The organism is Rhizobacter sp. Root1221, assembly GCF_001425785.1.
Classification (GTDB): domain Bacteria; phylum Pseudomonadota; class Gammaproteobacteria; order Burkholderiales; family Burkholderiaceae_C; genus Rhizobacter.
In genome coordinates, this window is sequence record NZ_LMDI01000021.1 from 25,175 (window position 1) to 43,288 (window position 18,114).

12 protein-coding genes are annotated in these 18,114 nt (G+C 67.0%); 9 read left to right on the top strand and 3 right to left on the bottom strand.

The window, feature by feature from the left end; genetic code table 11:
• The first annotated feature begins 350 nt into the window (after window positions 1–350).
• The 4 genes from ASC87_RS15925 (at window position 351) to ASC87_RS15940 (ending at window position 6,322) form a co-directional block, all read left to right on the top strand.
• Window positions 351–2,096 (top strand): glycosyl hydrolase family 18 protein, encoded by a 1,746-nt coding sequence (locus ASC87_RS15925; RefSeq protein WP_082568666.1) that lies wholly within the window; start codon window positions 351–353, stop codon window positions 2,094–2,096.
• Between the two features lie 157 nt (window positions 2,097–2,253).
• Window positions 2,254–3,327, top strand: coding sequence for a PAAR-like domain-containing protein (locus ASC87_RS15930; protein WP_082568667.1), 1,074 nt, complete (start codon window positions 2,254–2,256; stop codon window positions 3,325–3,327).
• 16 nt (window positions 3,328–3,343) lie between these two features.
• Window positions 3,344–4,261, top strand: coding sequence for a hypothetical protein (locus ASC87_RS15935; protein ID WP_056663874.1), 918 nt, complete (start codon window positions 3,344–3,346; stop codon window positions 4,259–4,261).
• Between the two features lie 90 nt (window positions 4,262–4,351).
• On the top strand, window positions 4,352–6,322 hold the full coding sequence (locus tag ASC87_RS15940; protein ID WP_056663877.1) for a gamma-glutamyltransferase family protein: 1,971 nt from the start codon (window positions 4,352–4,354) through the stop codon (window positions 6,320–6,322).
• 59 nt (window positions 6,323–6,381) lie between these two features.
• Here the strand turns inward: ASC87_RS15940 and fusA are convergent, their stop codons facing one another.
• Window positions 6,382–8,445, bottom strand: a complete 2,064-nt coding sequence (gene fusA / locus ASC87_RS15945) for an elongation factor G (protein ID WP_056663879.1) — start codon at window positions 8,443–8,445, stop codon at window positions 6,382–6,384.
• A 280-nt stretch (window positions 8,446–8,725) separates the two neighbouring features.
• Here fusA and ASC87_RS15950 point away from each other — a divergent pair, with 280 nt between their 5' ends.
• Complete coding sequence (locus ASC87_RS15950) at window positions 8,726–10,873, top strand: RICIN domain-containing protein (RefSeq protein ID WP_056663882.1); 2,148 nt, start codon at window positions 8,726–8,728, stop codon at window positions 10,871–10,873.
• Here ASC87_RS15950 and rtcR read toward each other — a convergent pair.
• Window positions 10,863–12,491 carry an RNA repair transcriptional activator RtcR gene (rtcR, locus tag ASC87_RS15955; RefSeq protein WP_056663885.1) on the bottom strand — a complete coding sequence of 543 codons (1,629 nt, stop codon included), beginning with the start codon at window positions 12,489–12,491 and terminating at the stop codon, window positions 10,863–10,865. The genes ASC87_RS15950 and rtcR overlap by 11 nt on opposite strands.
• Window positions 12,492–12,691: 200 nt before the next feature.
• Between rtcR and ASC87_RS15960 the strand changes: the two genes are divergently transcribed.
• The 4 genes from ASC87_RS15960 to ASC87_RS15975 all read left to right on the top strand — a co-directional run bounded on the left by ASC87_RS15960 (window position 12,692) and on the right by ASC87_RS15975 (window position 17,282).
• On the top strand, window positions 12,692–14,266 hold the full coding sequence (locus tag ASC87_RS15960) for an RNA-binding protein (RefSeq protein WP_056663999.1): 1,575 nt from the start codon (window positions 12,692–12,694) through the stop codon (window positions 14,264–14,266).
• Between the two features lie 385 nt (window positions 14,267–14,651).
• A complete protein-coding gene (locus ASC87_RS15965) occupies window positions 14,652–15,878 on the top strand; it encodes an RtcB family protein (RefSeq protein ID WP_056664002.1) in 1,227 nt (408 codons plus the stop codon).
• Between the two features lie 36 nt (window positions 15,879–15,914).
• Window positions 15,915–16,949, top strand: a complete 1,035-nt coding sequence (gene rtcA / locus ASC87_RS15970) for an RNA 3'-terminal phosphate cyclase (protein WP_056663888.1) — start codon at window positions 15,915–15,917, stop codon at window positions 16,947–16,949.
• A gap of 12 nt (window positions 16,950–16,961) precedes the next feature.
• Window positions 16,962–17,282 (top strand): nucleotide pyrophosphohydrolase, encoded by a 321-nt coding sequence (locus ASC87_RS15975; RefSeq protein ID WP_056663890.1) that lies wholly within the window; start codon window positions 16,962–16,964, stop codon window positions 17,280–17,282.
• Here ASC87_RS15975 and ASC87_RS15980 read toward each other — a convergent pair.
• Window positions 17,272–18,102, bottom strand: a complete 831-nt coding sequence (locus tag ASC87_RS15980) for an oxaloacetate decarboxylase (protein ID WP_200954369.1) — start codon at window positions 18,100–18,102, stop codon at window positions 17,272–17,274. The two genes, ASC87_RS15975 and ASC87_RS15980, sit on opposite strands and share 11 nt — an antisense overlap.
• Between the last annotated feature and the right edge of the window lie 12 nt (window positions 18,103–18,114).

The following is an 18,114-nucleotide window of genomic DNA, read 5'->3' on the forward strand; positions in this document are numbered from 1 at the left end:
CTACATTCAATACCACTACGGGTTCACTCGAACGGGCGACCTCCTAGCCGTAGCGGGCCCGCCGTTCACGCCCGCGGACCTCCGCCATTGCGAGGAAACCGCCTTGCTTGCAGACCCGATCGGTGTGATTTCCACCTGCCCCAGCGACGTGCCCCCGGCGCGTGCTGCCCGCGCGAACCGCTGCGTTGCCACGCCGGGTTCCCTCCGCGACCGCGGGGCCCACGGGCCACCCAGCTGACGCGCCGTCGCGCCTTTCCGTCGAGCCCGACAGACTGCGCCTCGCTGCACGGTCGGGCCGCGCGCATCCCGTTTCCTTCCCGCTACCTCGACCCCGAAACCAGGATTTCTCCATGACCTCACGACTTCGATGGACGGCACTGGCCGTCGCCCTGATGGGCGGCAGTGCCTTCGCCTATGACTGCACCAACGTGCCCGACTGGAACGCCGGCGCCGTCTACACGGCCAACATGCTGGCCAAGCAGGGCAACCAGGCCTACCAGGCCAAGTGGTGGACACGGAACAACGCGCCCACGACGAACGCCGGCCAGTGGGAGGTGTGGAAGCCGCTCGGCGCCTGCACCACGACCGGCGCCGACACCACGCCACCGAGCGTTCCGGCAGGGCTTGTGGCCAGCCATGCCACGACCAACCGCATCACGCTCAACTGGACCGCCTCCACCGACACAGGCAGCGGCATCGCCGGCTACGAGGTGGTGCGCAGTGGCACGCTGATCGCCTCGCCCACCGGCACCAGCCACACGGACACGGGCCTCGCGGCGAACAGGTCCTACAGCTACCAGGTGCGGGCGAAGGACAAGGCCGGCAACACCTCGGTGCTGAGCCCCATGCTCGTGACCGGCACGACCACATCGGCCGGCGGCAGCAAGACGCTGCTGGGCTACTTCACCCAATGGGGCATCTATGGCCGCAACTACCAGGTCAAGGACATCGACACGAGCGGCTCGGCGGCGCAGCTCACGCACATCAACTACGCCTTCGGCAATGTGCGCGACAACCGCTGCGAGGTGGGTGTCACGGTGGCGAGCAACCCGGACACCGGCGCCGGTGGCGATGCCTTCGCCGACTACAGCAAGTCGTTCACTGCAGCACAGGCGGTCGACGGCGTGGCCGACATCTGGGACCAGCCGCTGCGTGGCAACTGGAACCAGCTGAAGAAGCTCAAGGCCAAGCACCCGAAGCTCAAGGTGCTGATCTCGCTGGGCGGCTGGACGTGGTCGCGCGGCTTCTCGAGCGCGGCGCGGCCCGAGAACCGCGTGGCGTTCGTGAAAAGCTGCGTCGATGCGTACATCTTGGGTGACTTGCCTGTCACCGACTACGCCGGTGGCACGGGGGCTGCGGCCGGGGTGTTCGATGGCATCGACCTCGACTGGGAATACCCCGTGGCTTGCGGCCTCACCTGCGGCGTGCCGGAGGACAAGGAGAACTTCACCGCACTGCTCGCCGAGTTCCGCAAGCAGCTCGACGCTGCGCGCCCGGGCCTGTTGCTGACCATCGCCACGGGCGCCGGGGTCGACAAGATCCGGTTGATCGAGCCGGAGAAGTTCCACCCGTACCTCGACTTCATCAACGTGATGACCTACGACTTCCACGGCGGGTGGGAGGCTACGACCAACTTCCATTCGGCACTGTTCGGCGCCACCGCCGATCCGTCCACCGGTGACGTCAAGTCCTACAACACCCATGCCGCGATGCAAGCCTTCGTCGCCAAGGGCGTGCCGGCTGCCAAGCTGAACGTCGGCATCGGCTTCTACGGGCGCGGCTGGACGAACGTGCCGAGCGGCAATAGCGGCCTGTACCAGAGTGGCACCGCCGCGCCAGGCACCTACGAGGCCGGGGTCGAGGACTACAAGGTGCTGAAGGCCCTGGCCGGCTACACGAGCCATGTCGACCACCAGAGCCGCGGGCAGTGGATCTACAACGGCACCACCTTCTGGACCTTCGACACGCCAGCGCAGGTCGCAGAGAAGATGCACTACGTGAAGGCCAGGGGCTTCGGCGGCGCCTTCTTCTGGGAGTTCAGTGGTGACGACGCCCAGGGTTCGCTGGCCAAGGCCATGGGGGCCGGCCTGAGGTAACACGGCCGTTTCAACGGCATGGGGGACCGGGGCGCGCTGCGCCCCGGTCCCATTCTTGCGCCGGCCGCTTACGACCGCCACAGCTGCGACAGTCGATTCGACGGCGTCGCTTCGAAGCGTTCGCAGCGGCTGCGTGTCCGCAGGCGAGGGATATGAGATGGCGAACCAAGTATTCGCAAATGGCATGGAGGTTTCGTGCAAGGCGGCAGCGGGCAAGTCCATCTGCGCTTTCCCGGACGTGTGCTTTACACCCCCGCTGACTCCTGCAACTCCTCCGGGGGTGCCGATCCCCTACCCGAATACCGGCCTCGCGAGCGACACGATGGATGGATCCACCACCGTCAAGATCTCGAAGCGAGAGGTCATGCTCAAGAACAAGAGCTACTTCAAGAAGAGCACGGGCGACGAGGCGGGCAGTGCGCCCAAGAAGGGCCTGGTCACAGCGAAGAACACAGGCAAGGTGTATTTCAATGCCTGGTCAATGAACGTCCGTGTGGAAGGCGAGAATGTGGTGCGCGCTTTGGACTTGATGACGCACAACCATGGATCGTTCCCTGGCAACACACCCACCTGGCCCTACATCGATGAGACGTCCATCGCCGCGGAAACCGGGCCGTGCAGCGACGAGATCAAGGCTGAAAAGGGTGCCTGCGCGGACTGCAATCCTCACGGTGACGGTGATCCATGTGCAAGCAAACCGTGCCAGGCAGCGAGAAAGTGCAGCTTGGCTGCGTTCGCCCCCCGCAAGACCGATCTGCCCAACACGCAGCGCTGCTGCGACGACACCACCGGCCACCATGTGATTCCGCTCGGTGAATTCTGCCTACCCCGCTCGCAGAGCGGTGGCCGTCGGGGCCAGGCGCCCCTGAACGACGATGTCAGCGGCTACGACGGCAACCTTGCCCCCACCATCTGCGTTGAAGGTTCCGATCACAAGCCGGGGCCTGATGGCCAACTCAAGGAGCACGGCCTTGTGGGCAGTGCCTACATTCGCGAGCGGCTCAAGAAGGGCATCAAGAACAAGCAGACCGGCGTCAAGTATTCGGACCTGCGCGATTGCGGAACTGCCTCGGTGTCGAAGATCTTTGGCCAGTGCTCGGAAGGGTGCACGAAGGCTCAGCTCGACAACTACCATGTGACGCAGGCCAAGATTCCGGAATCCGAGCCCGTGTGCTGGGCGAGCCAGCAAAGCGACTACGGCCCCAAGCCGTCCAGTGTCGAATCCGTTTGAGAGCCACGACAGAGACATGAACTTTCCCAGCATTCCAGAGGAGGACCGCGTTTTCCTCATCGACGCGGTCGCGACCTCCGACACCAGCCTCGTCACAAGTGCCGGCTATGCCGCCGCGCCCGATGCAGCGTCGTCGCGCATCTACCTGAACTTCGGCGACTGGTGGGGCGCGCACGAAGTCTCGGACGACTTCATCGTTTCGGTCGCGTTCCAAGATGGCATGCTGTTTGCCGTTGGCAAGAATGGTCTGGTGAAGTTCGTCGGGCAGCCTGGCCAGGCATTTACTCGTGAATCCGTCAAAGGCAAATTCCGAGACTTTGTCATCGACGCGTGCGAGGCTAGAGGCCATCTCACCAAGGTGCGCGCCACGCCCTCCGGATTCCTTGCCTGCGGCTGGGGAGGACAGTTGTACCGGCTCGGTGCTGATGCCTGGACTTCACTCACGGGAAACAACGATGACTTCAGCGACGTCGATTTCCTGGACATCGATGGCACCGATACCGGCGAGTTGTATGCCGTGGGCCTCGGGGGAACGGTGCTGCATTTCGACGGCCAGAAGTGGGAAGCCGAGGACATGCCGACGAACCGGCACTTCTACGCCGTTCGGTGTCTCACCGACGGCAATGTACTGGTGGCCGGGGCTCAAGGGGCGCTTTACATGGGGCGTCACAGCCTGTGGCAGGAGATTCCCGCCGACCTTGACGGAAACTTCTGGGCCATTGAAGAGTTCCGCGGCGCGGCCTACCTCTCGTACGCAGATCGCCAGCTGTTTCGCCTGGCGTCCGCCAAGCTCGGTGAAGTCACGCTTGCATCGACGGATCGCACCAACAGGCTGAGCGCCGGCCCGTCGATGCTGTTGTCTTGTGGATCCAATGTGCTCCTGCGCTTCGACGGCAGCGCATGGGATCAGATCGATTGCCCTGACATGAAATGAGCCTGGTGGCCGCGGCCATGTCCGAATGGCACGCGCCTTGCGAAGCAAGCGACCGACCGATGGCTTTCAACCCGTCCTGGAGATGAATCGATGAGTACACGACTTCGCATGCGGCACGCCGCCAGTGCATTCCTTGTCCTGGCAGTCCTCGGCGCTTGCGGCGGCGGCGGCGATCCGGCACCGGCGCCAGTCGCGGACACGAGTTGCCAGGCCGGCACGAGCGATGGCTCGGTCGCTGTCGGCTCCGGACTGCCCGGCGACCCGGCCGCACCCGAGCCGGCCTCGGGCTACCGCACGGGCTACAAGCCGGTCTATGCCAAGAGCTACATGGTCGTCACCGCGAACCCGCTGGCCAGCAAGGCCGGTTGCGACGTGCTGAAGGCGGGCGGCACCGCGGCCGACGCGGCGGTCGCCGTGCAGATGGTGCTGGGCCTCGTCGAGCCGCAATCCAGCGGGCTCGGCGGGGGCGCCTTCATGCTGTATTACGACGCGGCCTCGAAAACGGTCCAGGCCTACGACGGCCGCGAGACGGCGCCTGCCACCGCGACAGAGAACTACCTGCGCTGGATCGACGACACCGCCGACCAGACCACACCAGTGCCGAGCGCACGCGCGAGCGGCCGGTCGATCGGGGTGCCCGGCGCCGTGCGCATGCTCGGCCTCGCCCACCAGGATCACGGCAAGCTGGCATGGAAGGACTTGTTCGCCCCCGGCATCAGGCTCGCGACCGATGGCTTCGCGATCAGCGGCCGCATGGCCGCCGCCATCGCCGGGTCCCGCAGCAACTTCCTCCGCAACGCCGAAGCCACTGCCACCTACCTGAATGCGGACCTGACGGCCAAGCCCATCGGCACCGTGCTCAAGATCCCGGCCTACGCGCAGACGCTGACGGCCCTGGCAAACGGGGGTGCCGACGCGTTGTACACGGGTGCGATCGCGCAAGCCATCGTCGACGAGGCGTCGGTCACCGCCGGCGCCGACGGCAGCGTGATCACGCCGGGCAAGCTCACGCTGGCTGACGTGGCGGCTTACGAGTCGAAGAAGCGCGAAGCGATCTGCACCACCTATCGGGCGTACTGGGTGTGTGGCATGCCGGCGCCGTCGTCCGGCGGCATGACCGTGGCCTCCACGCTCGGCGTGCTCGAGAACTTCAACCTCGCGCTGTACAAGCCGACCGCACTCGACCTCGAGGGTGGCCGGCCGCAGGTGCTGGGCGTGCACCTGGTCAGCGAGGCAGAGCGGCTCGCGTACGCGGACCGCGACACGTACATCGCGGACACCGACTTCGTTCCGCTGCCGGGCGGTTCGCCCGCCGCGCTGCTGGACAAGACCTACCTGCGGGGCCGCGCCGACCTGATCAGCTTCTCGACCAGCATGGGCACCGCGCAGCCCGGCGTGTTCGGCGCCACCGCGATGGGCGTCGACCGCACCCCCGAGAGCGGCACGACGCACATGACCATCGTCGACAAGGACGGCAACGTGGTGGTGATGACGACGACGGTCGAGAGCAGCTTCGGCTCGTACCACATGACGCAGGGTTTCTTCCTCAACAACCAGCTCACCGACTTCTCGGCCGCACCGGCCGACGCAACGGGTGCCCCGATCGCGAACCGCGTGCAGGCCGGCAAGCGTCCGCGCAGTTCGATGGCGCCGACCCTGGTGTTCAAGATCGCTGCCGACGGCAGCAAGGGCGACTTCGTGATGGGTACCGGGTCGCCGGGCGGCAGCACGATCATCCAGTACGTCGTGAAGACGCTGGTGGGCACCCTGGACTGGGGGCTCGACGCGCAACAGGCCATCAACCTCGTGGACTTCGGTGCGTCCAACAGCCCGAGCACCTCGATCGGCGGCGAGCATCCCAACGTGGACATCACGAACAGCGGCAACAACGATCCGCTGATCACCGGGCTGCGCGCGATGGGCCACACGGTTTCGACCAATGCCCAGTCCAGCGGCATCGGCACCGTCATGCGCACCGGGACCGGCAGCTCAGCGACTTGGGTGGGTGGTGCGGATCCGCGCCGGGAAGGGATCGTGCTGGGCGATACGGTCACGCCCTGATGGTTCTCGGCAGGGCCGGCGAAGGCCGCCGGCCCTGCCGCTTCGTTGAAGCCCGCCCTTCAGTCCTCGTCCCTCACCTTGTACTGATTCGCCAGCAGCGCCTGCTGGTTGGGCGGCACCGGGTCGTAGTGGCTCAGCTGCAGCGTGTAGCGCCCGTCGCCGCCGGTCAGGCCGTTCAGCTGCGTCTGGTACGTCACCAGTTCGGCCAGCGGGGCCTCGCCGTTGACGACGATGCTGCCGTCGATCAGGGTCTGCGTGCCGCTGATCTGGCCGCGCCGGGACGACAGGTCGCCGGTGATGTCACCCAGGCTGGACTCCCGCGCGGTGATCTCCACCTTCACGATGGGCTCGAGCACGATGGGGCGGGCGTTCTGCACGGCGTCGATGCAGGCCTTGCGCCCCGCGACCACGAAGGCGATTTCCTTGGAGTCGACGCTGTGGTGCTTGCCGTCGACCACGGTCACGCGCAGGTCGTGCACGGGGTAACCCGCCAGCACACCGGCGTCCAGCGCTTGCCGCACGCCCTTCTCGACCGCGGGGATGAACTGCCCGGGGATGGCCCCACCCTTCACCGCGTCGACGAACTGGAAGCCTTCGCCGCGCTGCAGCGGTTCCACACGCAGGAACACTTCTCCGAACTGTCCTGCGCCACCGGTCTGCTTCTTGTGGCGGTGGTGGCCTTCGGCCGGCGCGGTGACCGTCTCGCGGTAGGCGATGCGCGGCGGCTGCGTGACCACGTCGCAGTGGTGCACGTCCTTCATCCGGTCGATCAACGTGCGCAGGTGGAGCTCGCCCAGGCCGTAGACGATGGTCTCGTTGGTGGTGGTGACGTGCGCCAGGCGCAGGCAGGGATCCTCGTCGACGAGCTTCTGCAGGATCTCCCACACCCGCTGCTCGTCGCCGCGCCGTTTGGGTGCTACCGCCAGGCCGTGGACCGGCACCGGAAGCGGCATGGGCGCGAGGTGCAGGTGGTCGTCTTCGGCCGCATCGTGCAACACCGAATCGAAGCGGATGTCATCGACCTTGGCCACCGCGCACAGGTCGCCCGGCACGGCACGCGGCACCTCCACATGGTCCTTGCCTTGCAGCATGAACAGGTGGCCCACCTTGAACGGCCTGCGCCCGTCGCCGATGTAGAGCTGGCTGTCGCGGGTGACGGTGCCCTGGTGGATCCGGAACACACCCATCTTGCCCACGTAGGGGTCGTTGGTGACCTTGAACACGTGGGCGATGACGTGGCGGTCCGGGTCGGGCAGCGCCTGAATGGGCCGCGCGGCGTCGCCTTCTCCCTTGAGGAACTGCGGCGGGTTGCCCTCGGTGGGGTTCGGCAGCAGGCGCTCGATCACGTCGAGCAGCTCACCCACACCCGCGCCGGTGCGCGACGACACGAAGCAGATGGGCACCAGGTGCCCCTCTCGCAGCGCCTGCTCGAGCGGCGCATGCAGTTCGCGCGGGTCCACGTCACCGTCGTTCAGGTAGCGGTCCACGAACACGGGGTCCACCTCCACGACTTGTTCGACCAGCGCGCGGTGCGCCTGCTCCACCGAGGCGTACTGCGTGGGGCGCGACGGGTCGTCGGTGGTGTTGAAAAAGCAGTCGACCACCGAAGACCCGTCGGGCGTGGGCAGGTTCAGCGGCAGGCACTCCTTGCCGAACGCCGCCTGCAACTGAAGCACCAGCGCGCCGGCCTCGGTGTCCTGCCCGTCGATCTTGTTGACGACGATCAGGCGGCACAGCCCGCGCTGGCCGGCCCAGTCCATCATCCGCAGGGTCGTCTGCTCGATGCCGGACTGGGCGTTGACCACGATCGCCGCGGTGTCCACCGCTTCGAGCGCCGACAACGCATGGCCGGTGAAGTCAGGGTACCCCGGGGTGTCGATCAGGTGGATGAACGCCTCGCCATGGGTGAAGTGCGTGAGCGAAGCCTGCAGCGAGTGCAGCAGGCGCCGCTCCATCGGGTCGTGGTCGGACACGGTGGTGCCGCGTTCCACCGAACCCGGCGTGCCGATGGTGCCGGTGCGTGCGAGCAGGGCCTCCACCAGGCTCGTCTTGCCTGACGCCGTCTGGCCCACGAGGGCCAGCGTGCGGATGCGGGCGATGCCCTGATGGTTGGAACTCGACATGCCGACGACCTCCGAGCGCGATGCGCAACAGAACGGGAAGGATCAGGATCGAGTCCTCGCGCGGCGTGCGCGCCGCGGCGGGGGCTACGAGTCGTAGCGTACGAGATCGGCGGCCGCAGGGCAACGCGAGGTTTTTCCGGGTCGGTCCCCCTGCGCCCGGGTAACAAACGTTTCGGTGCTCTGGCTCCGCACAACCGTGCGATAGAGTGCCGGCACCGCCGAATCGTTCAAGGCTTCACGCTCGGCTCCGTCAATGCAGAAACCTTCAGGGGAAATCGGTATGCGTGAGTTCGTGATGCCCACGTGGGCGGCGGTGTTCGGGCTCTCTGCGCTGTGCCTCGCGGCATCTCCGGCCAGCGCCGCGACCATCCAGGGCGGTGCAACCTCCACGATCGTTGGCGTGAATGCAGGGCTGTGCCTGGGGGTCAAGGGCGCCAGTGCGGCACCCGGCGCCCTGCTGCAAAGCCAGAACTGCAGCGGCAGTGACTTCCAGTCCTGGAAGTTCGTCAAGGACTCGGCCGGCTACTTCGAGCTGGTCAACGCGGGCAGTGGCCTGTGCATCGATGTCACGGGCGGCTCGTCGGCCAATGGCACCAACCTGCAGCAGTGGAACTGCAGCGGGGCGAACCACCAGAAGTGGAACCTGTCCGACCAGGGGGCAGGGCAGTTCGCCATCATCTCCAGATACAACGGGCTTGCCCTCGAAGTCTTCGATGCCAGCACCACCAACGGGGCGCGTGTGGTGCAGTGGACGTGGGCGGGCGGCAGCCATCAGAAATGGACCGTCCCGGCCGCGACCGGCTCGGGCGGCGCCGGGCCGGCCAGCGGCGCGGTCATCACGCTCAAAGGGGTGCAGGCTGGCCACTGCGTGGGCGTGAAGGGGGCGAGCGCCGCGAGCGGCACCGCACTGCAAAGCCAGGCGTGCAGCGGCGCCACCTTCCAGCAATGGAAGGCGCTGAAAGACGCCGCGGGCGACTACGAACTGGTCAACGCGGGCAGTGGCCTGTGCATGGACGTCCCGGGTGCTTCGTCGGCCAACGGCGCGGCGATCCAGCAGTGGGGTTGCGGGGGTGGCGCCTGGCAGAAGTGGCAGTTCCACGACGACCAGGCCGGGCACACGTACATCACGTCGAAGTCGAGCGGCCTGGCCCTCGACGTGGCCCAGGCCAGCACGGCCGACGGCGCGGCCATCATCCAGTGGCCCTACCGGGGCGGTGCGAACCAGCAGTGGGTCGCCACCGCCGCCAGTGGCGGCAGCACGCCGCCCGCCGCGGGCGGCCCCATCGGGTTCGGCGCCGCCACCACCGGGGGCAAAGGGGGCGCTGTGGTGACCGTCACGACGACGGAGCAGTTGTCGAAAGCCCTGTGTGCAACCACCAGCAACAGCGTGTGCACCGACACCACGCCCCGCATCATCCGCGTCTCCGGCCTCATCGATTTCCGCGGCACGGAAGGCAACCAGACCAGCCTCGGCTGCACGTACTCGCACAACAACTGCGCGGTCAACGGCAAGTCGGAACGCATCCTCAATTTCTCGAGCTACTGCTCGGGCCGGGCCACCTACAACATCACCTACGACGCCGCTGGCAAGACGCCGCTGCTGGTGGGATCGAACAAGACGCTGATCGGGGTGGGGGCGGGGTCGGGCATCAAGGGCAAGGGGCTGATGCTCAAGGGCGGCGTCTCGAACGTCATCGTGCGCAACCTGTCGATCACCGACATCAACGACGGCGTGATCTGGGCCGGCGACGCCATCACCCTCGACAACGCCAGCAAGGTGTGGATCGACCACAACCGCATCGCCCGCATCGGGCGCCAGATGATCGTGACCGGCTGGGGCACGGCGCAGCAGGTGACCATCTCCGACAACGACTTCGACGGTACCTCCGACTACGGCCACTACTGCAATGGCAAACACTACTGGGTGATGCTGCTGGTGGCCGAGAACCAGACCATCACGCTGTCGGGCAACCGCATCCACAACACCTCCGGGCGGTCTCCCGAGGTGGGCAAGCAGTCGACGGCCGCGAGCGGGGGCATCGTGCACGTGGTGAACAACCACTACGACGGCAACTACTACATGGGCCTGGGCGCCAGCGACGATGCGGTGACGCTGGTGGAAGGCAACTACTTCGCCAAGGGCGAGTACTTCTTCCCCATCTTCTCCAACGCCACCACCAACAAGATCTTCGCACCCATCGACAGCAACATCGCGTCGGCCAACAACACCTGCGTGTCGGTGCTGGGGCGCAACTGCGCGAGCAACTACGACACGAACTCGCCGAAGGACTTCATCCTGAACCCGGCGGCGATGACCACGATCCAGACGTCGAGTGCCGCCGTCCAGGCCATCAAGTCGGTCACGCCCCGCGCGTACGCCAACGTGCCGGGCCGGGCGGTGGGTCCGCAGGCCGGCCTCACGGAGTGAACGGTGCGGTGGCGGACCCCGCCACCGCCGCCCAGGTCAGCCCGAACTTGAGCAGGTACTTGCGCAAGCGGTCGGCGTCGTTGACGACGGACCGTTGCATGCGAGAGCGGTCGAAGAGCTGCCGGCCAGCCTCGGACAGGGTTCCCGCGGCGCGGCACACCCGGATCACCGCGTCCAGTTGCAGGCGGTCGAACTGGTCCAGCGACGCCGCGGTCTCCGCGCTGAGCAGGTCGTCGAGCGCGATCTCCGTGGCGGCTGGCGCCACCACCCCCGCCCGCTGCCACAACCAGTTCAACCGCTGGATCTCCGCATCCACGAGTGCGGTGGAGATGCGCCCCCCATCGGCCAGCGTGGCCAACCGGGTGACGCTGGCCGACAGGTCGCGGAAGTTGCCGCTCCACGGCGCGTTCGCCGACCTGGCGAACTGCAGGTAACGCGCCTTGGCCTCGGCGTTGAAGCGCACGGCACGCCCGGTCTCGGCGGCTTGCCGCGTGAGCAGGTGCTCGACGTTGGGTTCGATGTCTTCCGGCCGTTGGGCCAGACCGGGCAGCGTGTAGGACCACAGGTTGATGCGGGCGAACAGGTCGTCGCGAAAGCGGCCCTGGGCCACGTCGATGCGCAGGTCGCGGTTGGTGCCGGCGATCAGCTGGAAGTCGCTGCTGACCTCGCGGTCGCTGCCCATCGGCAGGAACCGTTTTTCTTCCACGGCCTTGAGCAGCATGGCCTGTTCGTCGAGGCCCAGTTCACCGATCTCGTCCAGGAACAACACGCCTTGGTGGGCCGTGCGCAGCAGGCCGGGGCGGTCGGTCACCGCGCCAGTGAAGGCGCCCTTCTTGTGGCCGAACAGCGTGGACGCGGCACCGTCGCCCCGCAGCGTGGCGCAGTTCACCTCGACGAAGTCGCCATCGACCTGGTGGCGCGACTTCTTCAGGTCGAACATGCGCCGCGCCAGGTGCGACTTGCCCGCACCCGTGGGGCCCGTCAGCAGGATGGGCGCGTGCGACCGCACGGCCACCCGTTCGATCTCCTCGATCAAGGCGTTGAAGCGCTTGTTGCGCGTGGGGATGCCACTCTTGAGGAACTCCAGTGCCTCGGCGTGCGCCTGGCTGAACCGCTGCGCGAGCACGTCGTAGCGCGACAGGTCCAGGTCGATCAGCGTGTAGCTGCCGGGGTTGCCCTGCGCCTGTTTTTTCGGCGGTGCGGTCTGCAACAGCACACCGGGGATGAACCGGGACTCCACCATCAGGAACATGCAGATCTGCGCGACGTGGGTGCCGGTGGTGATGTGCGCCCAGTACTGCTCGTGCGCCGGGTCGAACCGGTAGCCGCGCGACCAGTCGTACAGCGCGGCGTACACCTCGCCGAAGTCCCACGGGTCGGTGATGTCCATCGGGATGAGGTTCACCACGGTGTCGGGTGACACGCTGGCGATGTCGCGCAGCATCACCTGCGCCAGCGCCTCGTGGCGCGTGGGGTAGAGCAGCTCGATCCGGTGGATCAGGGTGTCCTCGTGCTGCACGAGCGAGATCGTGGGGCGCCACTTCTCCCAGCGGCCCGGCCCCATGCCGGCGTCCAGCTGCGTGCCCATGAAACCGATGACGATGTTCTGCTTGGCCATATCCATCAAGCTAATGAGACTAGCCATCATTCTAGTAATCAACGAACCGTGCCTTCGCGAAATTCTTCGAGAATGGGGTCCGTTGGCGAAATATCCATTTGGAATCAACAGGTTATGTCGTGCTTCCGTGTGAGATCAAAGCACTGGCACACCCTTTGCAAAAGAGAAGGCACAAGTTGAATGCAAAGGAGAACAACATCATGGTCAACACCACCCTCTTCCAGACGCTCAAGGGCGCCTTCCTGCCCGCGGCCACTGCGCGCAATGCCGCCGGTGCCCCGGCCCATGCGTTCACCCCCTGCCACCAGCTGGCGCAGCTCGCGGCCACCGGTTGCCTGTCGCGCACCTTCTACGCCAACGCCGAAGACCAGCTGGTCCAGGTGACGGCGCTCGCCCAGGCGGTGGATGCCACGTTCGTGGCGAAGACCGCGGTGCATGCGCGTGAGGCCGGTCACATGAAGGACATGCCCGCGTTGCTGGCAGCCACGCTGGCGGTGCGCGACGTGGCGCTGCTGGCCCAGGTGTTCCCGCGTGTGGTGGACAACGGCAAGATGTTGCGCAACTTCGTGCAGATCGTGCGCAGCGGTGCCGTGGGGCGCAAGTCGCTGGGCTCGCGTCCGAAGAAGCTCGTGCAGCACTGGTTGCTGGCGGCCACCGAAAAGCAGCTGCTGAACGCCGCGGTAGGCAACACGCCGTCGCTGGCCGACGTGGTGAAGATGGTGCACCCGAAGCCCGCCGAAGCCTGGCGTGCGGCCTGGTTCGCCTGGCTCATCGGCAAGCCCGTGGACGAGGCGGCCCTGCCGCCGCTGACGCAGGCGTTCGAACGGTTCAAGCGCGACAGCGCCGCCGGTGGGGTGGGCGAGGTGCCCGGCGTGCCGTTCCAGATGCTGACCGCCTTGCCGCTGAACGCCGCCCAGTGGGCGCAGATCGCGCGCACGGGGTCGTGGCAGATGGTGCGCCAGAACCTGAACACGTTCGCCCGCCAAGGGGTGTTCGCGATCCCCGGCATGGCCGAGACCGTGGCCGCCAAGCTGCGTGACCCGCAGGCCGTGGCGAAAGCGCGGGTGATGCCGTACCAGCTGATGGCCGCGTTCAAGGCCACGGGCGACGGCGTGCCCGCGGTGATCGGCGAGGCGCTGCAGGACGCCATGGAGCTGTCGGTGGCCAACGTGCCGGCGTTCGGCGGCCGGGTGGTGGTGTGCCCTGACGTGTCGGGTTCGATGGGTTCGGCCGTGACGGGGCACCGTGGTTCCGCGACGTCCACCGTGCGGTGCATCGACGTGGCCGCCCTGGTGGCCGCGGCGGTGTTGCGGCAGAACCGCCTGGCGCGTGTGCTGCCATTCGAACGGGACGTGGTGAAGCTGTCGTTGAATGCCCGCGACTCGGTGATGACCAATGCCCAGGCACTGGCCAGCATCGGTGGGGGTGGCACCAACTGCAGCGCGCCGCTGGCCTTGTTGAACCGCGAACGGGCGTTGGTGGACCTGGTGATCCTGGTCTCCGACAACGAATCGTGGATCGACGCCAACCGGTCGGGTGCGACGCAGACCGAGCGCGAATGGGCGGTGTTGAAGCAACGCAACCCGCACGCGCGCCTGGTGTGCATCGACATCCAGCCGAACGCGACCACCCAGGCTTTGGAGCAGCCCGACGTGATGAACGTGGGCGGGTTCTCCGACGCGGTGTTCACGATGGTGGCGAACTTCGTGGCAGGCAAGATGGACGCCGGACACTGGGTGGGCGGGATCGACAAGGTCTCGCTCGTGCCCCAGTAGCGGCGATTGAGCAGGAACAACCGATCACCGGTGTGTGGCGAATGCAGAAGGGACTACATCCAGCGTCTCCTCGAACCCTTGTCGCCACCCGCCGGGGTCACCCGATGAATTGATTTCGCGCGAATGCAGGCAGGACTACATGGTGAGCCGTGGGGTTCGAACCCCCAGCCGGCCAACCGGTCAGGCAACGTCTTGCCAATCTTGTCGCGCAACCTTTGTGATGCCCTGCTGCGAATGCAGGTGGAACTACAGACTCTTAATCTCGTGGTCGCGGGTTCGAGTCCCGCCGGTCCCAAGTCAGGGGGACCGTAGCTCAGTGGTAGAGCACGACGTTTCACCCCTCCTTGTCGCAGCAAGGCATCGCTCTTTTTTGGAGAAGAACAACATGACGAACCAGAACTACAACGTGGAAGAGATCGCCGGCGGTGTGCCGGTGAAGATGTGGACGAAGGGCGTGCCCGTCGAGCCTGAAGCCCGGGCGCAGCTGGCCAATGCGGCCCGCCTGCCCATCGTGTTCAAGCACGTGGCGGCGATGCCTGACGTGCACCTGGGCATCGGCGCCACCGTCGGCTCCGTGATCCCCACGCTGAAGGCCATCATCCCGGCGGCCGTGGGCGTGGACATCGGCTGCGGGATGATGGCGGCCAAGACCACGCTGCGTGCCGAGGACCTGCCCGACAACCTGGGCCCGCTGCGCGCGGCGATCGAAAAGGCCGTGCCGCACGGCTCCACCCCGCGCCACCGTGGCCGCGACACCGGCAGCTGGGAGAACCCGCCCGCGCTGGTGGACCAGGCCTGGGCCACCCTCGTGGACGAATTCGACGCGTTGTGCGAACTGCACCCGCGCCTGAAAAACACGAACAACCGCAAGCACCTGGGAACGCTCGGCACCGGGAACCACTTCATCGAGGTGTGCCTCGACGAGGAAGGCGCCGTGTGGTTCATGTTGCACTCGGGTTCGCGTGGCGTGGGCAATGCCATCGGCACGCACTTCATCGAACTCGCCAAGAAGGATGCGGAACTTCACCAGCGCAACCTGCCCGACAAGGACCTGGCCTACTTCGAGGAAGGTGCGCAGTACTTCGGTGATTACGTTCGCGGGGTGGGTTGGGCCCAGCGTTTTGCCATGCGCAACCGCGAGGTGATGATGGCCAACCTGATTGCCACGGTGCGCCAGGTGATCACGAAGCCGTTCGAATCGCACATCGAGGCGGTGAACTGCCACCACAACTACGTGCAGCAGGAGCGCCACTTCGGGGAAGACGTGTTCGTGACCCGCAAGGGTGCCGTGAGCGCCAAGCGCGGTGAGCTGGGCATCATCCCGGGCAGCATGGGCGCGCGCAGCTACATCGTGCGCGGCCTCGGCAACCCCGAGAGCTTCGAGAGCTGCAGCCACGGCGCGGGCCGCGTGATGAGCCGCACCAAGGCGAAGAAGCTCTTCACCGTGGACGACCAGATCCAGGCCACTGCCGGGGTGGAGTGCCGCAAGGATGCCGACGTGATCGACGAGATCCCGATGGCCTACAAGGACATCGATGCGGTGATGGCTGCGCAGCGCGACCTGGTGGAAGTGGTGCATACCTTGAAGCAGGTGGTGTGCGTGAAGGGATGACCCTTCACCCGCCGACAGAAGAAGAGAAACAACAACATGATCGAGATCGATGGATCCGCCGGTGAGGGCGGCGGGCAGATCCTGCGCACGTCGCTGGCCCTGTCCATGTGCACGGGCCAGCCCTTTTCGCTGACGCGCATCCGCGCCGGGCGCGCCAAGCCGGGCCTGATGCGCCAGCACCTGACGTGCGTGACGGCCGCGGCCGAGGTGTGCGGTGCCCGTGTGCTGGGCGCCGAGATGAACTCGCAGTCGTTGACCTTCGAACCGGGGCCGGTGCGGGCGGGCGACTACCGCTTCAACGTGGGCACGGCGGGCAGCTGCACGCTGGTGTTGCAGACCGTCTGGCCCGCCTTGCTGCTGGCAGGCGCCCCCAGCCGGCTGACGCTCGGCGGGGGCACGCACAACCCGATGGCGCCCCCGTTCCATTTCCTGGCGCGTTGTGTCGTGCCGCTGATGCGCAAGCTGGGTGCCAACGCCGACCTGACGCTGCGCCGCCTGGGGTTCTACCCCGCCGGGGGAGGCGAGATCGACGTGACGGTGTGGCCTGCCGCGCACACGCTGGCGCCGTTCGACGTGCTCGAACGGGGGCCGAAGGTCGATGCCCATGCCGAGTGCCTCGCGCCTGCGCTGCCGCGCTCGGTGGCGCAGCGCGAGTTGCAGCACGTGGGGGCCGCCATGGGTTGGCCGCCGGCGCAGTTGCGCGAGGTGCCCGTTCGCCAGAACGAGGGGCCCGGCAACGCGCTGATGGCGACCTTGGTGCACGAACACGTCACCGAGGTGTTCACGCAGTTCGGTGAAAAGGGTGTCAGCGCCGAACGGGTGGCAAAACACCTGGTGCGCGAGGTGCGTGAGTACCAGGCAAGCGACGCCGCCCTCGGGCCGCACCTGGCGGATCAATGGGCGTTGCCGCTGGCGCTGGCTGTTTGGCAGCGCGGGGGATCGGCAGCCTACACCTGCACGGCGTTGACCCCCCACACCACCACCAACTTCGACGTGATTGCGCGGTTCCTGCCGGTGCGGTTCACCACCGCGCCACGGGGGGCAGGGTGGCTGGTGACGGCACACGGGTAGGATCCGGACACCATGCCCCAGTCCCTCCCCGAACTCGCCCAACGCCTGCAACAGTTCGCCGACGAACGCCACTGGGCGCCGTTCCATTCACCCAAGAACCTGGCGTCGGCGCTGGTGGTGGAGGCCGCTGAGCTGCTGGAACATTTCCAGTGGCTCACCGAAGACCAGAGCCGACAGCTCGGGGCCGGCCAGAAGCAGGCGGTGGCCCACGAGATGGCCGACGTGCTGCTCTACCTGGTGCAGCTGTCCACCGCCCTCGGCGTGGACCTGATGGCCGCGGCCGACGACAAGATGGTGCTCAACGCGCTGAAGTACCCGCCGGTCAGCCGCTGAACACGGCGTTGATGGCCTGGCCCGGCGCGGCGTCGGCGAAGCCGTCGAACCGGCCGTCTTCCGCGAGGGTCTTGGCCGCACGCATGAAACCGCCCCAGGCCGCACGCGCCAGCGCACCCCCCACGCTCACGCGGCGCACACCCAGTGCGGCGATGTCGGCGAGGGTGAGCGGGCTGGCCGAACCCACCAGCAGGTTCACCGGTTTCGGCGCCACCGCGGCCACCACGGCGGCGATTTCCTCGCGCGTGCGGATGCCGGGGGCGTAGAGGCAGTCGGCACCGGCCTCGGCGTAGGCTTTGAGGCGCTGGATCGTGTCGTCGAGGTCGGGCCGGCCCACGAAGAAGTTCTCGGCGCGCCCCACGAGCAGCGTGTCACCGCCCGCGGCATCGATGGCGCGGCGTGCGGCACGCAGGCGAGCCACGGCCTCGTCGAGCGGGCGGACGGGGTTGGCGGGGTCGCCGGTGGCGTCCTCGATCGACAACCCGGCCACGCCGGTCTCGATGGCCAGGCGCACGCTCTCGGCTACGCCTTGCGGGTCGGCCGCGAAACCGCTTTCGAAGTCGGCGTTCACCGGCAGGTGGGTGGCGCTGACCATCGTGCGCAGGTGGGCCAGCACGGTCTCGCGGTCCAGGTGGCCGTCGGGTTGGCCCAGCGACCAGGCGAAGCCGGCGCTGGTGGTGGCCAGGGCCTGGAAGCCAAGGCCTTGCAGGTAGCGGGCGCTGCCGGCATCCCACGGGTTCGGGATCACGAAACAACCGGACTGGTGGAGCTGCTTGAACGCTTGCCGGCGTGCGGCCACGGTCGAGGGGGACAGGGTCATGGGAATCTCCGG